Origin of the sequence: Rhizobium sp. BR 362, from assembly GCF_036528765.1 — a bacterium.
Lineage (GTDB): Bacteria > Pseudomonadota > Alphaproteobacteria > Rhizobiales > Rhizobiaceae > Rhizobium.
This window is the reverse complement of record NZ_JARWGH010000011.1, coordinates 38,800-55,109: the sequence shown is the minus strand read 5'-3', so window position 1 is coordinate 55,109 and position 16,310 is coordinate 38,800. Positions and strand designations below refer to the sequence as shown.

The following is a 16,310-nucleotide window of genomic DNA, read 5'->3' as shown; positions in this document are numbered from 1 at the left end:
TAGGCCTACCTCTCCGCCATTCGCGAAAACGCGACACTGCAGCGCGTCGGCGAACCTGAACTTACGGCAAAGGTGGCGCCGAGTTGGCGGGCGAGGCCTTCGACCAGCCGAAGACCCGATGATCTGTGGCGCACCGAATTCAGTTCGAAACCCGGCCCATCATCCTCGACTAAAAGAATGTCGGCGTCCCCTTCCTGGAGCAACGAGACCCGAATGTTGAGCTCGGCATCTCCGCTCCCTCCGTGCTTGAAGGCATTGGTGACCAGCTCGTTGATAATCAGGGCAAGCGGCATTGCGGCGTCGTTGGGAAGCTCGCCGGCATCGGCCTTGCGGGTGATTTTTGCATATGATGGAAGGGTCTGCTGCACGGCAACGCAGACAGCGTCGAGAAATTGCGGCAGGCTGAATCGTGTGGCGTCGATCGTATCGTACAATACACGCTGCGCAGCGGCCATCGCGCTGATCCGGCCGGTTGCATCCTCGAGAATTTGGCGCGCCTCTTCGCTCTGGCTGCGTCTTGCGGCGCTGGAAAGCAAAGACTGCAACATCTGCATGTTGTTCTTGACCCGATGGTTGAGTTCGTTGAGCAGCATTCGCTGCTGTGTTTCGGCTTGCTTGCGCTCGCTGATGTCTACCAACATGTTGATGCCGCCAACGATGTTGCCGTCCCCGTCATAGATCGGTGTCGGGTGCGGAATAAATGGGACACGCGTGCCATCCGGCCGTTCCGCCACGGCTTCGACACCGCGCACCGCCCGCTTCTCCTGAAGGGCGACCGCCATGGGGCACTTGTCATGCGGCAGGGGTGTTCCATCCGGCCAATAGAGCTTCGGGCTGATGCACCACCTGTCGCTGCCGAGCTTCGGGACGCGGCCGGCGAACTCCACCGCCGCCTGATTGAAATATGTAATCTTGCCCTCTGGATCCGTCGTATAGATTGCCGTCGGAATGGCTGCGAGGAGATCTTGAAGCTGCTGCTCGCTGGCTCGAATTTTGGTCTCGGCTTCCTTGCGCTCGGTAATGTCGCGGGCGATCTTGGAGGCTCCGACGATCCGCCCTTTAGCGTCACGGACCGGGGATATGGTGAGCGAAATATCGACAAGGCTGCCGTCCTTGCGCCGTCGCACGGTTTCGAGGTGGTCGATCATCTCGCCGGTGCGGATACACCTTAGAATTTCCGTCTCTTCATCCATCCGGTCCGGCGGAATTATGATGGTAATCGAGTTGCCGACCACCTCATCGGCCGTATAACCGAAAAGTCGTTCAGCGCTGCGATTCCACGTGGTGATGATGCCGTCGAGATTTTTGCTCACGATCGCATCGTGCGAAGACTCGACAATGGAGACCAAATGCTGGGCCGCCTTCTGCGCCCGCATGCGTTCGATGCCAAAACCAAGCTGACGCGCGAGCGCCAACGCCACATCGACCTCTCCATCCGTGAAGACATGCGGCTGATCGAAATATGCCATGAACTTGCCGAGGAGCTTCCCGCTATCCAGCAGGGGAACAAAGGCTATGGCTCTTATGCCTTCGGCGAGTATGGTTTTCTTCAAAGAGTCGGGCAGAGGGGCTTCGCTGACGTCCGCGATATAGATGGGCTGCGGATTTTCCTCATTCGCTTTCCAAGGCGAATGGCCCTCGACGGCGGCACGATAGCCATCGGACAATCCCCGCCAAGCCACAAATTTCAAAATCGAGGCGCTATCATACAAAAGGATGGACGAACGTTGGCAGCGCAGCGCCTCCTGGATGGCGTCCAGTGCCAGTTCATAGACATCGCCCAAAGATCGCGCATGCTGCAATCTATCGGTCAACCGATAAAGTGCAGCCTGTTCCTGGATGCGTGCGGCGAGCTCTTCCTGTACCTGCTTGCGCTCGCTGATGTCATGCTGGACACGCACGGCATAAAGAAAGCGTCCGTCTGCATCGCGCACGCTCGATGAGGTGACCGATGTCCAGAAGAAACTGCCATCCTGTCGCGAGACCCGCTTCTCGATGGAATACCGATCGATGGTGCCTGCAACCTGGCGCCGGAACTGTTCGCGATCGTGTTCGACATCCTGGGAAAACGCTTCATCGAAGATCGAGCGGCCGATGAGTTGGTCGGCGGTTAAATCCATCAGTTCACAAAGGCGCAAGTTGACGCGCAACAATCGTCCGTCGGCATCGATCTCTGCAATGCCGCTGCCGGCATGCTCGTAGGTGGTCGCAAGCCTGTGCTCCTGTTCGTGGAGCAGAGCTTCGGCCGCGGCCCGATCGGTAACATCGATCATAAAGCAGCGTGTGCCGATTGTTCCGCGATCGCGTACGCGGCCGTTCGAGGTTATCAGTACATGGCGAACCGTACCGTCCTTTGCGTGCAATCTCGCCGGATATTGCCTGATCGGCCGGTGATTGCATAGGCAATCGACAATGTCGCCGGCAACTGACTGGTCAAGATGATAGTCCTTGATGTTGCAACCGACATACTCGCTCTCGGCATAGCCAAGCATCGCAAGTTCGGCCTGATTGGCGCGCAATATGGTTCCATTATCCGCCAAGACGTGCAGACCGACAGCGCCGTTCTCGAAAAATTTGGAGAGATCTTCCTTTGCGTTGTGAAGGGCTGTGGTTTCATGAAAGCAGTTGATGGCCCCGATCAACTTGCCCGTCTCATCTTCCACCGGTTCGATGTGAACCATGGCCCAAACCGAAGAGCCGTCAGGTCGCTCTACCCTTATCTCGGCTCCCTGCACCGGAATGCCGGTGCGCAACACGGCTGCCATCGGCGTTTCATCCCGGCGCGTTTGCCGGCCGCCAATGTAGAGACGGTATGAACCGCAATATCTTTCGCTATCATCGCCAATGAGAGGCGAGCGACCCCATGAAGTTGCAGCAAGCGAATTGAACCAAAGAATACGGCCATCGGCATCACACGCGTAAATTGCGACGGGCAGCCTTTCGATGAAGTCTTGGCTTACCTGCAGCGCTGTTATATTGCCAACAAAGGATAGGAAATCTGCCGAGATAGGCGTTGAATTTGGTTCTATGCTCATCGCCAGCCCCCCAATAGGCAGAATAACGACGATAATGCAGGTGCCGTTGAAAGGTTCCATTTGAGACGGCTGGGCATCGTGAAAACAAGTTCTTAGACGCTGCCACCGAGCACATTAAGTGAGCGCGCTCCGACCATCTTTTGATCGTCGAAGCATTTGATCGAAATGATCGTCCTCTCTTCAGCCTCCCGCCCCGTGAGGCGTGATCTTGTTTTCCCGTCCCATCCGCATGTCACGAGCACGACGGAGGGCGTCGGCAATCTGCTTATCGGTGAACGGTTTTGGAATAATGGCGAAGGCGCCACCGAATCCATGCCGGATCGCCTCGGGTATCCCGGTTACGAAAATAACGGTTGTATGAAAGCGGTCGATAAGCCGCCGGGCGAGTTGGGGGCCACTTTTTCCCTCCGAAAGGCCGACATCGACCAAGGCAATGTCGGCGCGCCTTGCGTAGGCCAATGCCTGCTCGACTCCGGACGCTGGGCCGAGCACCGAAAAACCTGCATCGGCGGCTATTTTCTTAAGTTGTAAGGCGACGAGTCCCTCGTCTTCGACAATCAATACGTTCATCGTGCATTCTCCTCCTCCATAATTATCTAGGCGCTGTCAGCCGTTTTTCCATTTATGGAAGCATTCATCTGGAAGTATTCATCCGTCAGGACGTTACCGTCGCGTCGATTTACGCACGAACGGTGTCGTCACGAACTGCCGCCAACTAAGATGAATCTCTAGCTCAAACGGCATGGATGCGGAATTGCCGGTCGACCAGACGCACTTCAGACATAATGCCACCTTTGGATCGCGCCGGGGAGACCCGCATTTGCGCAACGTCCGGCGACGACTTCAATCGGGCAAAGGCGAGTAACTTTGCTTTTGGGTTATTGCCGCCCCTGCGGCAGCGGGCAGCTAAGACCGCATCCGCCGACACCCGAAAGGCAGTAACGCAAACAACAGACTTTGCGACGCTTGAATTGCAGGCCGCTCTCGTCCTGCATGCTACGAAGGGTGCCACACAAAGGGTTCTTCTCGCCGTCGGGAAATGTAGGATCGGAAAACAGCGGCGCCCCTTCCTCGGCCAATGCGGGAGCGCTTTGACGGCCCGTTTCATCGATGATCCAATCGAGATAGCCGGCCGCATTTCCCCAAAGCAGCTTGGCGCTCAGATGTGCATGATGGGAAATCGCGGTGGCCAAAGGTTCTATATGCTCCCGCAGGAGAGGTCGCATCGCCGTATGGATATCGAGCTCCCGCACCTGTCCGAGATCAGGCAGCAGAAACGACACCGGCGTTGCCGTTTCCCGATCGATACATACTGAGACCTCGTCGAGCGAGACCGGCAGACAACGTCTGAGCTCGAGCCATGCGAGGGCGGTGTTGATGGTCAAGATACTGAAGTAGTAAAGCGTCCAGAGGGATACGATGGCGCGACGGTCGGCCGGCAAAAACGCCGCCCCATAGCGATCGATGATGCTGTTGAAGCAATCTGCTTCGCAGAGCGCGGAGCATGGAATGACATCGCAGCCGACCGGCACATCCAGCAGGAATTTTCCACGGCAGAAGGCGTATTTCTCCCCGCCGTGGCGAACCAACGGCGCGCCCAGATCGCGGTCGCCGTCCGCACCCACTGGTGCGGACGGTGTCGGCTGCTTTGGCAAGGCTTGGGTCAATCGCTCACCCAATATCTCACCAGGTATACTTCAGCGTTCCGACGACCTTGCGCCGATCGCCGTAATATTCAGTCCCGTAATAGCTGCTGGCGACATACTTGCGGTCGAAAAGATTTGTGGCATTGACCGCAAGCTTGACGTTCTTGGTCACGTTGTAGCTGACAGCAGCATCGAACACGGTATATCCGCCGACCGAGACCGTGTTGGCATCGTCGCCATAGGTCTGCCCGATATAGCGCACCCCGCCGCCGATGGTCAGGTCGCCGCGCTGCCCCTCTCCCGGGATCGTATAGTCGAGCCACGCGGAGGCCAGATGCCTCGGGACGCGCTGCGGCCTGTTGCCGACATTGCCGCCCGTTCCGTCCTCGCGGATCTCGGCATCCCAGTAGGAATAAGCCAGCGTCAGGTTGATACGATCGTTAAGTGCCGCCTTGCCCTCCAATTCGATACCGCGTACGCCCACTTTGCCGATCTGCTCCTGAATGAGCGGCGTCACGTAGGTCGGCACGTTTGTCTGCGTCAGATCGAACAGGGCGGCGCTGAACAAGCCATCGAAATTGTCGGGCTGGTACTTCAGGCCGACTTCGTACTGTTCGCCCTTTTGCGGCTTGAGCGAACCGCTCAATGCATAGCCGTTGGCGGACGGCGTCACGAGAGGCTGGAAGCTTTCCGAATAATTCACGTAGGCGGCAAGATTGGAATTGATCTTATAGGTCAGTCCGGCGCGCTTGGTGAATGCGGATTCGGTATTGTCGTCCCTGGTGCCCAGATCGACGTAGTCTGCGGTCGTATGAACACGATCCCAGCGGCCGCCGAGCGTCGCGATCCAACGATCGTCGAAGGTTAGCTGCTCCTGCGCATAGAGCCCGACGGACTGCTGCTTGACGCGCCAGTTTACGAAGGGGTTGAGATTGATGCAGGAGAGACCGCAATAGACAGGGTTGTAGATGTCGATCGGCCCGGCCGTGCCGTATTGGATGTTTTCGCGAGTGTTGTCGTTGGCATAGTCGATGCCGACAAGCGTCTTGCTGTCGAAGGCCTTCCATCCCGTATCATATTGTAGCTGATTGTCGATCGCATAGCGGTTCGACAGGCCATCCACCGAGAAGGCCTGGCGGTCGGCGGTGGGATCGAAGGAGGCTCCGTAGACCTCGGCATAGTCGAGGCTGAGATGCGTGTAGCGGGCGTTGGAGCGGAAGGTCAGGCCGTCATCGATCTCGTGTTCGAACTGATAGCCGATATCGCTTTGACGGGTGTTGAAGCGATTGAAATCCGGCTCGCCGAGGAAGGTGTTGATATTCAGGTTGGCTCCTGCTGGAAACCCGCGCGCGCCGGTCCCGTTCCGCTTGTAGTAGTCGGTGAGAATGGTGAGCGAGGTTCCCTCATCCGGCTTGATTGTCAGCGCCGGCGCAATATAAAGACGATCGTCCTTGGAATAGTCCCAGCCGAGGTCTCCATCCTTGGCGAGCGCCGTCAGCCGATAGCTCCAGACACCGTCGGCATCGAGCGGTCCGCCGAAGTCGGTACCGACCTCCTTGGTCCCATCGCCGAAGGATGTGTAGATCTCGCCTTGCTTTTCCTCCGGCGGCCGCTTCGTGATCGCGTTGATGAGGCCACCTGGAGCATTGAGACCGAAGAGGGTCGACGTCGATCCCTTCAGCACTTCCACCCGCTGCAGCCCGTAGGGCTCAAGGCGGCTTGCCGTATACCAGGCCGGAACGCGGGCCGCGAGACCGTCGCGATAAGTGCCGAGCGCCGTCTGGTCGAAGCCGCGAATACGGAAATAGTCGTAACGATCGTCATTGCCGAACTCGTCGGAGAAGACACCCGCGGTGTAGGCGACGGCCTGCTGCAGATTGTCGACATGACGCTCTTCGAGTTCTTTCTCCGTTACGACCGAAACGGCAGCCGGAATGTCGATGACGGGGGTATCCGTCTTGGTACCGGTCGTTGTTTCCTTGGCGACGATCGTGGCATCAGGGCCGATTGCACGGTCGGATTTGCCGACCACTACGATCTTCGGAAGTTCGGTTGCCGAATCCTGCGCCCAAGCCGCCGGCGCCAAGGCCAGGGAAACGGCCGTCAAAGCGCTGCCGGCAATCAGATGCCTCGTCACACGAGACCCATCCACGCACATTAAGGACGCGCGAAATCCTGCCTGCCGGATGATCACCATGCAAAGCCACTCCTGTCTGTCATTTTCTGGTCACGCAGCGGAGCAGCGGTCCCCGGCGATCCGCCTGCGTTGGGCGCAAAATATAAACATAACCAAAAGAGTCAACTTAAAAAATCCGATGTCCGATATGCGGATCAAAGAGGCACCGCAGCGCTGTCATCAGCCACTTTCTCGATTTCACCGATACGTCAGTAGCGAGCTAAGCTAGGATTGCGGGATGCCGAAAATAATACTTGATAACGGAAGTCATCTTTAGTACCGACAGGCACCTTGCCGCGAGGGACGACACGTGGAAAATCGCAAAGACATAGCAGCCGCAACTGCCTCGACTGAGGCGTTCTCGGCGAATCGCATTCGGCTTTCGATCGACGGAACCGACATATTGAGCGATGTCGATCTGTCGTTTCCAAAAGGCGAGTTCGTCGCCTTGGTCGGGCATAACGGTTCGGGAAAATCCAGCCTCTTGAAAATCCTCGGCCGACAGATGCTGCCAACCGCCGGTTCGGCCAGCTATGCCGGCCGGGATGTCAGCTCATTTCAGGAACGCGCCTTTGCGCGCTCGGTTGCCTACCTGCCGCAGGATGTGAGCGCCAGCACCGACATGACGGTTCGGGAGCTGGTGCGCTGCGGGCGCTATCCCTGGCATGGCCCGCTCGGGCGCTTTTCCAGGAGAGATGGAGAAAAGGTGGAGCAAGCGCTTGCCCTGACGCATCTGGAACCGCTCGCGGACCGCATCGTGGCGACGCTTTCCGGCGGCGAAAGGCAGCGAGCGTGGCTCGCCATGTTAGTCGCGCAGGATACCGAATGCCTGCTGCTGGATGAGCCGACCGCAGCCCTCGATATTGCGCATCAGATCGAGGTCCTGTCTCTGGTGCGCAGGCTTTCCCATGAAAAAGGCCTGAGCGTGATCATCGTCCTTCACGATATCAACATGGCTGCCCGCTTCTGTGATCGCATCTGCGCGCTGAAGCGTGGTCGCGTCGTCGCCAGTGGAAGGCCGGATGAGATCCTGATGCGTGAGCGATTGCAGGAGATCTACGGCATCGACATGGATGTCATCGCCGCCCCGAAGACCGGCTACCCGCTCGCCTATGCCTGCTAATCCCATCCCTTTTTCCGCGCTGTCACGCCGGGCCTTCTTGCGCACGATGGCCGCCGCGGGGGTGGCGGGCAATGCGCCGGCTTTTGGGCAATCCGCACCGCGAATCGTCAGCCTCGACTACGGTCTCGCATCGACGCTTCTGTCGCTAGGCATCGTTCCATTGGCCGTCTCCGATCTAGCCGACTGGGATAAATGGGTGGTCGAGCCGGCAATGCCCCAGTCCGTCGTCAACCTTGGCAGCTCATGGGAGGTCAATTTCGAACTCCTTGTTGCGCTCAAGCCGGATATCATTCTGACGACACCCTATCTCGACGAGCTCCTGCCGAAGCTAAAGCAGGTCGCGAAGGTTGTCCGCCTCGAGATATACGCACCCGGTATCGGCCCCATATTGCCGGCGGCCATTGCGGCGACCAGAAAGCTCGCGGCTGCAATCGACCGCGAGGGGGAGGCCGAAATTTTTCTCCAGCGCGCGGATGCTTTCTTCACCGAATGCCGCACCCGTCTTGCGGCGAAATCCCCTCCTCCTGTAGCGCTCGTCAACTTCATGGACGCGCGGCACGCCAGAATCTATGCGAGCCCGGGCCTCTATCATAACGTTCTCGAGCGCATCGGCGTGCGAAACGCCTGGACCGAGCAATCGAACTACTGGGGCTTCCAGACGATCGCGATAGAGGACCTTTCCCGCATAGCCGATCCCGATGCGCGTCTGGTTGCCTTCGAGCCGGTACCATCCGATGTCCTGCCCAAAATTATGCAGAGCCCGCTTTGGCAAAGCCTGCCGTTCGCCCGGCCTGGACATCTTTCAATTCTTCCCCCTGCCCTGATGTTCGGCATGGTCAACGAGGCAATGCGCTTCGGCCGCCTTCTGACCGACCTTTTGGATCCCAAGGAATGAACAGGATTTTTAGAAGGTTCGCCTTCGGACCCGCAATCGTGGCGCTAGTGCTTCTCGGCGCCGGCGGCCTGCTGTCGTGGTTTCTCGCCGCTCCTTTGTTGGAAGCCAAAAGCCCGGCGGGTTATGACGTGCCGAGGATGGTCCTTTTCTATTCGACGCTCCCTCGCCTTGCGACCGCACTGCTTGCGGGCGCGGCGCTTTCGCTAGCCGGCGCGCTCCTGCAGCAGGTGCTGCGCAATCCACTTGCCGATCCGACCACTCTCGGGATTTCCGCTGGTGCCAATCTGTCGCTTGTTGTCACGACCTTGCTCTTCCCGGGCTTGCTCGGATTGGGCCGGGATATGGTCGCACTCGCAGGAAGCGCAATGGTCGCCTGCATCGTCATGAGCCTCGGGGCACGGCGCGGCTTCTCACCCTTTTCGCTGGTATTGTCGGGCCTTGTCATTAGCCTGTGGTGCGGCGCTCTGTCGGCGATCCTCACCCTTCTGAACGAGCGCTACCTCGTCAGCCTGTTCATCTGGGGCGCGGGATCGCTTGCGCAGCAGAGCTGGGTCATTCCGCTGTCGCTGCTCTGGAAGACGGCGGTCATCGCGATCCTCTGCGCGCTCGTCATGCGGCCGCTTTCTCTTCTCGATCTCGGCGAGGGCACCGCATCGGCGCTCGGGGTCCGCCTTGTCCGGCTGCGTTTCATCGTCGTTGGCGGCGCGGTCGCGCTTGCCGCTGTTGTGACTAGCGCGGTCGGGGTTATCGGCTTCATCGGTCTGGTTGCGCCGACAATTGCCCGCCTTTCGGGAGCACGACGGCCGCAGCAATTGCTGTTGTGGTCGCCCTTGATCGGCGCGGGGCTGTTGCTGGTTGCGGATACTGCCATTCAGTTGGTTGCCGGCAAATTGGGAGAGTTCCTGCCCACAGGCGCGGTGACGGCAATCTTCGGCTCGCCCTTGCTTCTGCTGTTGCTTCCCAGGCTAAAGGTCCGGCACCGAGCGTTGCAGATGAAAGAGAGAATTCGCTCGTGGCCGTCGGCGGGAACGGGCGTGCTTGCCGTCTCGCTCGTCGCTTTGCTTGTCGCGCTCGCCATCGGTGCGTTCCTCGGACGCGGCATCGATGGAAGCTGGCGCTTCCCCGACGCGGCGCTCTTCGGCGAAATCGTTTCGATGCGGCTGCCCAAGGTTTTTGCCGCATTGTCCTCCGGCGCGATGCTCGCCGTTGCAGGGGTCATCCTGCAGAGGATTACCGGCAATGAGATGGCGAGCCCAGAATTGCTCGGCATCAGTGCGGGTGCTACCTTCGGCGTGGCAGTCGCCGTCTTCGTCATCGTTCCCGGGCTTTTCGGGCAAGTGGCCTTCGCGGCCATTGGCGCGCTGCTTGTGCTCGCCATGATTCTACTGACTTCCATGCGTACGGGGCTGGCGCCGGAGCGTGTCCTGCTTGCCGGCATCTCCTTGAGCGCCATGGTCGATGCCATCGTCGGCGTCCTCAGCGCCACCGGCGATCCGCGCGCTGTGCTCCTGATGCGCTGGATGAGCGGTTCGACCTATGGCGTCGACGGCCGTACCGCCGCAACCGTTACCATTGCAGCCGTGATTCTGACCGCGGCTGCTTTCCTCGCCCGGCGCTGGCTGGACATCTTGCCGCTCGGCCCATCGCAGGCCGCAGCCATCGGCATTCCCGTGCGCAAGTCCCGTTTCGCGCTCTTCGGCCTTGCCGGCCTGATGAGCGCGGCCGCAACATTGAGCGTTGGCCCGCTGACGTTCATCGGCCTGATGGGACCGCATCTGGCAAGGGAAGCCGGGCTCGTCCGCGCGCTTCCGCAAATGGCGGGAGCAGCCGCCATCGGCGGCACTCTGATGGTGCTTGCCGACTTCATTGGCCGCACCATCGTCTGGCCATATCAGATACCCGCCGGCCTCGTCTCGGCGATCGTCGGCGCGCCTTTCCTCATGATGATGCTGCGAAGAAAAGGCTGACCGACTCATCGCCAGCAGACAATGCCGTCAGCGGGCAGATCGTCCGGCGCCTTTTTCAGGCCTCGAGCGCCTCATAGCGCGGCCGGGGATTGCCGGCGAAACGATGGGCGCCGGTGTGACTGAGCTTGCTGCCGGTATCGAGCCAAATCTCTCCGCCAAGAGCCCGCCAGCGATGACAGAAGGCAAAGTCTTCGCTGAGATAGATGCCGGTTTCTTCCTCAATAAGACACTCGAAGAGCGCATATTGCGTGGCCGGCGTGCGTTTGGTGCCGGGATAGGCGTGAATCGCGTCGTAGCGCAGGTCAGGATAGGCGGCGATCATCTTGTCGATGACGGCGCGCTTGATGAGAAGCATGCCGGTGCCCGCATAAATCGCAGTGACGAAATCGCCATCCCGTTCAGCGCTCGGACCGGTCAGCGGCGTGCCGACATAGTGCAATGCCGCTTCCGCCAAAGTTTCAGAGTTCCGTGAGGGTGCCTTTGCGGCATTGCCCCAATCGTAATCCTTGATCGGATACATGGCGGCGGCCACGTCCTTGTCGGCATTCAGCAGCCGCATCACCTGCTCCGGTTCGAAGCTGATGTCCGCATCGATGAACAGCATATGGGTCGCGGCCGTATCATTGAGAAAATGCGAGACGAGCGTGTTGCGGCTGCGAGTGATCAGCGCATCGTTGCCGAGCAGCGCCAGGGTCAATTGCACACCGAACTGTCCACCCACCTGCATCAGGGAAATGATGGATTGCATGTAATCCGTGGCAACCATGCCGCCGAAACAGGGAGTGGCTATGAAGACAAGCCGGTTTTCCATCATTCGCCAGATATCCCTTTTCCGCTACAGGCGCCCTGGCAGAATCTAGGGAGATTCGTTGTTTCTGTGTGTGCCGAATTATTGAATTTTGTTTCTGGCGAACTCGGCTTGGTAACTTGATATGGCCCTTGCCTCTCTCGGGCGCGAGATTCCGGCAACGGGGGCAAAGTAGCGGCACTTTACAAGGTTCGCGCAAGTTTGCCTGTGCAGGTTCAGGCCGTTGGGGAGTACCAGATCGAGAATGCGGACTGCCGATGACGCCATGATGGCGGCAACTGTCATGGCCTATCTGTTCATCTGTCTTCGGTGGCGCATCGGCGCAGGCGAGGACCCAGAACAAGCTTTGCCTCCAGTATTCGGCAACTTTATCCGTCTGCATTGATCTCGAAAGAGGCACTGCCGCGTTCATCGAATGCGGCATGGCAAGCGTAGAGCCATGTAAGCGTAAAACCAGAGTCCGTGCCAACGCTCGCATCTGGAGGCCTCCTTGACGAGCATTTCATCTGTTTTATCAAATAATTATTATCAATATCAAAGATCCGGTTCGACATCGTCCTCATCCGAGGAATCCGTGTCGTCCATTCTCGGCGGCAGTTCGTCCAGCAAAAGCTCATCCTCCTCTTCGTCTTCTTCGGCGGATGATCAGTCCTTGATATCGACGGCGGAGCAGCTCGCTTCGCAGCTCATGAACATCATGCTCAATCTGCAGGCAAACGCTTCGGGCGACGATTCCAGCTCGGATTCGGATGACAGCTCCAGCAGCACATCGGCTGCTCAACAGTATGGCGGTCCTAACGGTCAACACGGCAGCCAGAGCGACATGATCGCTGCGATGGATACGGATGGTGACGGCAACATCACCGAAGCGGAATTCGTCGCCGCACGTCCGTCCGACGTGAGCGAGGATCAGGCTACTTCGCTGTTTGAAAGCTTCGATAGCAGCAACACCGGATCGCTGACCGAGGACCAGTTGGCAAGCGCGATGCAGTCCGGTGGACAGCCGCCGGCACCGCCCTCTGGAGAAGCGCCAGACGACAGCCAGATTTCCAGCATGTTCACCGCAATGGATACGGATGGTGACGGCAGCGTCAGCGAAGCGGAATTCGTGGCCGCGCGTCCGTCCGACGTGAGCGAGGACCAGGCGACAGACATGTTCGACAGTCTCGATACGACGAGTTCGGGTTCCCTGACCGAGAGCCAGTTCGAGACTGCGATGAAGGCTGGACCGCCCCCGGCTCCGGATTTCAGCTCGCTGTTCAGCTCGAATTACCAGGATGATACGACGAGCGACCTGCTTACCGTCTGATTTGAAAATGACGGCGGCAGTCTACGTTCACTAGTTTCTAGTGCGGCAACTTGAGCCGAAAGGTTGTCACCTCAACGCTCAAGTTTGCCGCCCGTTCTTCGTGAACGCTCCGGTGCCTACAACCGCAGCTCGGCGTCTATCGTCTTCGCCCATAGTAGTTTGGGCGAAGCAGCGATCAGAAATGTTTCGAGCAGTTCCTCAGAACTTATAGCTTGCACCAATGGTAATCTTTTGCTGGTCGGCCGAGACTTTTCCGACCCCAGTGCCAAAGTCCTTGTTCCCGAAATCGGAATAGCGATATTCGCCGCGGACCAGAATATTGTCGGTGAGCGCGTGCTCGATGCCGCCACCTGCGGTCCAGCCGATCAGGATGTCGTCTTTTTTGCCGGCTCCGGGAACGTCGACCTTGCCGCCTGCCGCCGCAAGACCCGCCGTCGCGAAGATCAAGTTCCGATCCAGCGCATAGCCCACGCGGGCGCGGCCCGAGGCGTCCCATTCGAGATTGGCTTCGCTGCTCTTTTCGAAGTTGTAGTTGAAATCGTTCTCGATGCCGTAAACTATACTTCCATGCTGAAAATTATAGCCGGCATGAGCTCCAGCCGATCCGCTGTTGAGAGTCTGGTCCAAGCCCAAATAGGTGGCTTTATTCCAAGTGTATCCTCCCTGGGCGCCCAAATAGAAGCCGGACCAGTCAAAGCTCGAAAAGTCCTGTTGCTCCGGCTGCGGTGCAGACTGCTGGAAGGTCATGTCGGCAGCCACGGCCGGCGCGGCCAGGGAGAGAACGAAGGCGCCGAAAGCAAATATTCTGAAATCCATAGGGATGCCCCATCTTGTTTTGCAAGGGAGAGGGCGAGGCAAAACGCTCGACCCGCTCGTGACGATGCACCATGCGCCGAGCCCACATTGCGGAGTGTCTTTTGATGTTAAGTTATGTTGCGAGGACATATCGGAAGGCTGTTCGATGGCGGAACCAGTCGCGATTTTCCTGCACGCCTCTTCTCGATAGGCGCCGAGAATCCATCAGCTCCGCAACATATCTCAACATTTCCAAACACAGTGCCACGAATTTCTTTGCTATCTTCATGACTTCCAGTCATCGGAGTTGCTGGCGTGATCTACCCGCATGCAAACATAGTCGTCGCTGATATGACGGAGGCTCGAGGGGCTCACTCGAACCACGGAAGGGCATTTGAAATGGCGCTTTATGAGCAATGCAATATTCTGATCGTCGAAGATGACGCCGATATCGCAGCCATGCTGGTCGAGTTGGTGACGGACAACGGATTCCATGCCTTATCTGCCGCAAGTGGCGCCGAGATGGACCGACTGCTCCGTCTTCATAAGTTCGACCTGATCGTTCTTGACGGCATGCTGCCGGGTGAGGACGGATTTAGCATTTGCATGCGTCTTCGGGCGACGCGGTCGATTCCCATTTTGATGCTGACGGCGCGGCGGGAAGATATTGATCGTATTCTTGGGCTTGAACTGGGTGCCGACGATTATGTCACCAAGCCATTCAATTCTCGCGAACTACTCGCCCGCATCAAAAGCCTTCTGCGCAGGGCATCGTTTTCCCGCCGGGAGGAAGAGGTATCCGGACCACTGACTTTTGCGGGATGGCGCATCGATCCCAACAGCCGGCAGCTCTTCGACGCCGAAGGGGATGAGGTGTCGATGACAACCGCCGAGTTTGACCTTCTCTGGGCGTTCTGCACCAATCCAAACAAGGTGCTCACTCGCGACCAGCTTCTGTCCATGACGCATGCCGGATCGGCCGGACCGGTCGAACGCAGCATCGACGTCCATATCAGCCGGATACGGCAGAAGATCGAACCGAACCTCAAGGATCCGGCGTTCATCAAGACAGTTCGGCTCGGTGGCTACCTCTTCGCAGCCGCGGTGGAGAAACTGCCGTGAAAAGTCTTCGCACGGCCTCCATCCGCACGCAGATCCTCGTCCTGGCGCTCTTGCTGATCGTTCTCGTTTCGGTGGTCGCTGCGACGACCGAGCCGTTTATTTACGGCCGTCACGACAAAGGCATGGCAATCGGTTTGCTGGCCGGACGGATCGAGCGCCTCGCCGACCAGTTCCGAGAGGCTCGATCTCCCGAAGAGGAGGCGGCAGCCTTGAACCTCGCCGCGAAATTGCACATCTCGGTGGAAAAACTGCCGGCAAGCCAGATCTCTCCGCCCGACGAGGCCGAGGCGACATCGGCCGACATTCTCCAGAGAACGCGCCGCGCTCTGGAAGACGATTTCTTCGGAAGCCTGCGCCATCTCTTCGATAAGGAAGCAACATCCGTTCCCCTCATCGTGAAGGTCGATCGGGACCGGGCGCTTGTTTTTCATATGCCCACCTTCCCTCGGTCCTTATGGTTCTTCCCTGCGGTCGCAAGCGGAATTCTGAAAATCGTTATTCCGCTGATCGTGCTCGCCTATGTCAGCAGTTGGCTGATCATCAGGCCGATGGCCGGCTTTGCGGCGGCGGCGGAACGTGCAAGCACCGATGATAGTCTGGAAAAGCCGTTCGTGGCGGAAGGCAGCTCCGAAATCCGAAGCCTTGCCGCATCGCTCAACACCATGCGCAGCCGCATATTGCAGATGGCGGAAAGTCGTACGCGAATGCTGAGTTCGATCAGCCATGACCTCAGGACCCCTCTGACGCGATTGCGAATGCGCGCAGAGCGCTGCGAGCAGCCTGAGCTTCAGCGCAAGATGCTCGATGATCTGACAGTTCTGGATGGCATGATCAACGAGAGCCTGGCGTTTCTCACGAACGCCGTCCACGACGTTCCGTCTCGGAAAGTGGATCTGTCGAGCCTGCTGCAAACCATTGCGACGGATTTTTCGGAAACCGGCATTGATGTCAGGTTTTCCGGGCCTCGGCGGCTAAAGTACATGTGCAAACCCGAATCGATTACGAGAGCGATATCCAATCTTGTCGAAAACGCTTCCCGTTACGCCACCCAGATCGATATCGAACTGCAGGACGCCGGCGACGAAGGGGTGTTTGTCAGGATAAGCGACAATGGTCCGGGCTTGACGGATGAGCTCAAGATGCGGGTGTTAGAACCTTTTTTCAAAGCGGATGAGGCCCGCACGACCGGAGTGGGAGGCGGTTTTGGTCTCGGCCTTCCGACGGCGGAAGGCATCATCAGAAAAGGTCATGGCGGCAAATTAACCCTGCTGGATCGAACGCCAAACGGTCTCACGGTGGAAATCGTCCTTCCTCCTGCGCGCGACAGCGGCTCGGGTCGCCTTTCGACTATATCCGGCCGAACAGTTTCGATCGCCTGATGGAGCAACGCGAAAGATCATCCTTACCGAGCCGGCTTCCGCTCCCGGCAGCAGA

12 protein-coding genes are annotated in these 16,310 nt (G+C 58.5%); 6 read left to right on the top strand and 6 right to left on the bottom strand.

Going from position 1 to position 16,310, the window contains the following annotated elements; translation table 11 throughout:
* Nucleotides 1-5: 5 nt before the first annotated feature.
* The 4 genes from QDY28_RS16360 to QDY28_RS16345 all read right to left on the bottom strand — a co-directional run bounded on the left by QDY28_RS16360 (nucleotide 6) and on the right by QDY28_RS16345 (nucleotide 6,839).
* Nucleotides 6-3,035 carry a PAS domain S-box protein gene (locus QDY28_RS16360; protein WP_331382729.1) on the bottom strand — a complete coding sequence of 1,010 codons (3,030 nt, stop codon included), beginning with the start codon at nucleotides 3,033-3,035 and terminating at the stop codon, nucleotides 6-8.
* 180 nt (nucleotides 3,036-3,215) lie between these two features.
* Nucleotides 3,216-3,605, bottom strand: coding sequence for a response regulator (locus QDY28_RS16355; RefSeq protein ID WP_331382728.1), 390 nt, complete (start codon nucleotides 3,603-3,605; stop codon nucleotides 3,216-3,218).
* A gap of 308 nt (nucleotides 3,606-3,913) precedes the next feature.
* Entirely contained in the window at nucleotides 3,914-4,702 is a 789-nt protein-coding gene (fhuF, locus tag QDY28_RS16350) for a siderophore-iron reductase FhuF (RefSeq protein WP_331382727.1), read from the bottom strand.
* A 16-nt stretch (nucleotides 4,703-4,718) separates the two neighbouring features.
* Nucleotides 4,719-6,839, bottom strand: a complete 2,121-nt coding sequence (locus QDY28_RS16345) for a TonB-dependent siderophore receptor (RefSeq protein WP_442967540.1) — start codon at nucleotides 6,837-6,839, stop codon at nucleotides 4,719-4,721.
* A 328-nt stretch (nucleotides 6,840-7,167) separates the two neighbouring features.
* On the opposite strand from QDY28_RS16345, the gene QDY28_RS16340 reads away from it, so the two are divergent.
* Genes QDY28_RS16340 through fhuB form a run of 3 tightly spaced genes read left to right on the top strand, consistent with a single transcriptional unit; the run spans nucleotide 7,168 to nucleotide 10,842 of the window.
* Nucleotides 7,168-7,980: an ABC transporter ATP-binding protein gene (locus tag QDY28_RS16340; protein ID WP_442967538.1), complete on the top strand. Its 813-nt coding sequence runs from the start codon at nucleotides 7,168-7,170 to the stop codon at nucleotides 7,978-7,980.
* Between the two features lie 46 nt (nucleotides 7,981-8,026).
* Nucleotides 8,027-8,875 carry an iron-siderophore ABC transporter substrate-binding protein gene (locus QDY28_RS16335; protein ID WP_331382799.1) on the top strand — a complete coding sequence of 283 codons (849 nt, stop codon included), beginning with the start codon at nucleotides 8,027-8,029 and terminating at the stop codon, nucleotides 8,873-8,875.
* Nucleotides 8,872-10,842: a Fe(3+)-hydroxamate ABC transporter permease FhuB gene (fhuB, locus tag QDY28_RS16330; RefSeq protein ID WP_331382726.1), complete on the top strand. Its 1,971-nt coding sequence runs from the start codon at nucleotides 8,872-8,874 to the stop codon at nucleotides 10,840-10,842. Before QDY28_RS16335 ends, fhuB begins: the two co-directional genes overlap by 4 nt.
* A gap of 55 nt (nucleotides 10,843-10,897) precedes the next feature.
* Here the strand turns inward: fhuB and QDY28_RS16325 are convergent, their stop codons facing one another.
* Nucleotides 10,898-11,656: a hypothetical protein gene (locus tag QDY28_RS16325; RefSeq protein ID WP_331382725.1), complete on the bottom strand. Its 759-nt coding sequence runs from the start codon at nucleotides 11,654-11,656 to the stop codon at nucleotides 10,898-10,900.
* A gap of 568 nt (nucleotides 11,657-12,224) precedes the next feature.
* Here QDY28_RS16325 and QDY28_RS16320 point away from each other — a divergent pair.
* A complete protein-coding gene (locus tag QDY28_RS16320) occupies nucleotides 12,225-12,959 on the top strand; it encodes an EF-hand domain-containing protein (protein WP_331382724.1) in 735 nt (244 codons plus the stop codon).
* 198 nt (nucleotides 12,960-13,157) lie between these two features.
* Here QDY28_RS16320 and QDY28_RS16315 read toward each other — a convergent pair whose 3' ends face one another.
* The gene (locus tag QDY28_RS16315; RefSeq protein WP_331382723.1) at nucleotides 13,158-13,775 is read right to left on the bottom strand and encodes an outer membrane protein; all 618 of its coding nucleotides are present in this window, start codon (nucleotides 13,773-13,775) and stop codon (nucleotides 13,158-13,160) included.
* Nucleotides 13,776-14,153: 378 nt separating this feature from the next.
* Between QDY28_RS16315 and QDY28_RS16310 the strand changes: the two genes are divergently transcribed.
* A complete protein-coding gene (locus QDY28_RS16310) occupies nucleotides 14,154-14,876 on the top strand; it encodes a response regulator transcription factor (protein ID WP_331382722.1) in 723 nt (240 codons plus the stop codon).
* Nucleotides 14,873-16,255, top strand: a complete 1,383-nt coding sequence (locus tag QDY28_RS16305; RefSeq protein ID WP_331382721.1) for an ATP-binding protein — start codon at nucleotides 14,873-14,875, stop codon at nucleotides 16,253-16,255. The genes QDY28_RS16310 and QDY28_RS16305 overlap by 4 nt, the downstream gene beginning before the upstream one ends.
* Nucleotides 16,256-16,310: the final 55 nt, after the last annotated feature.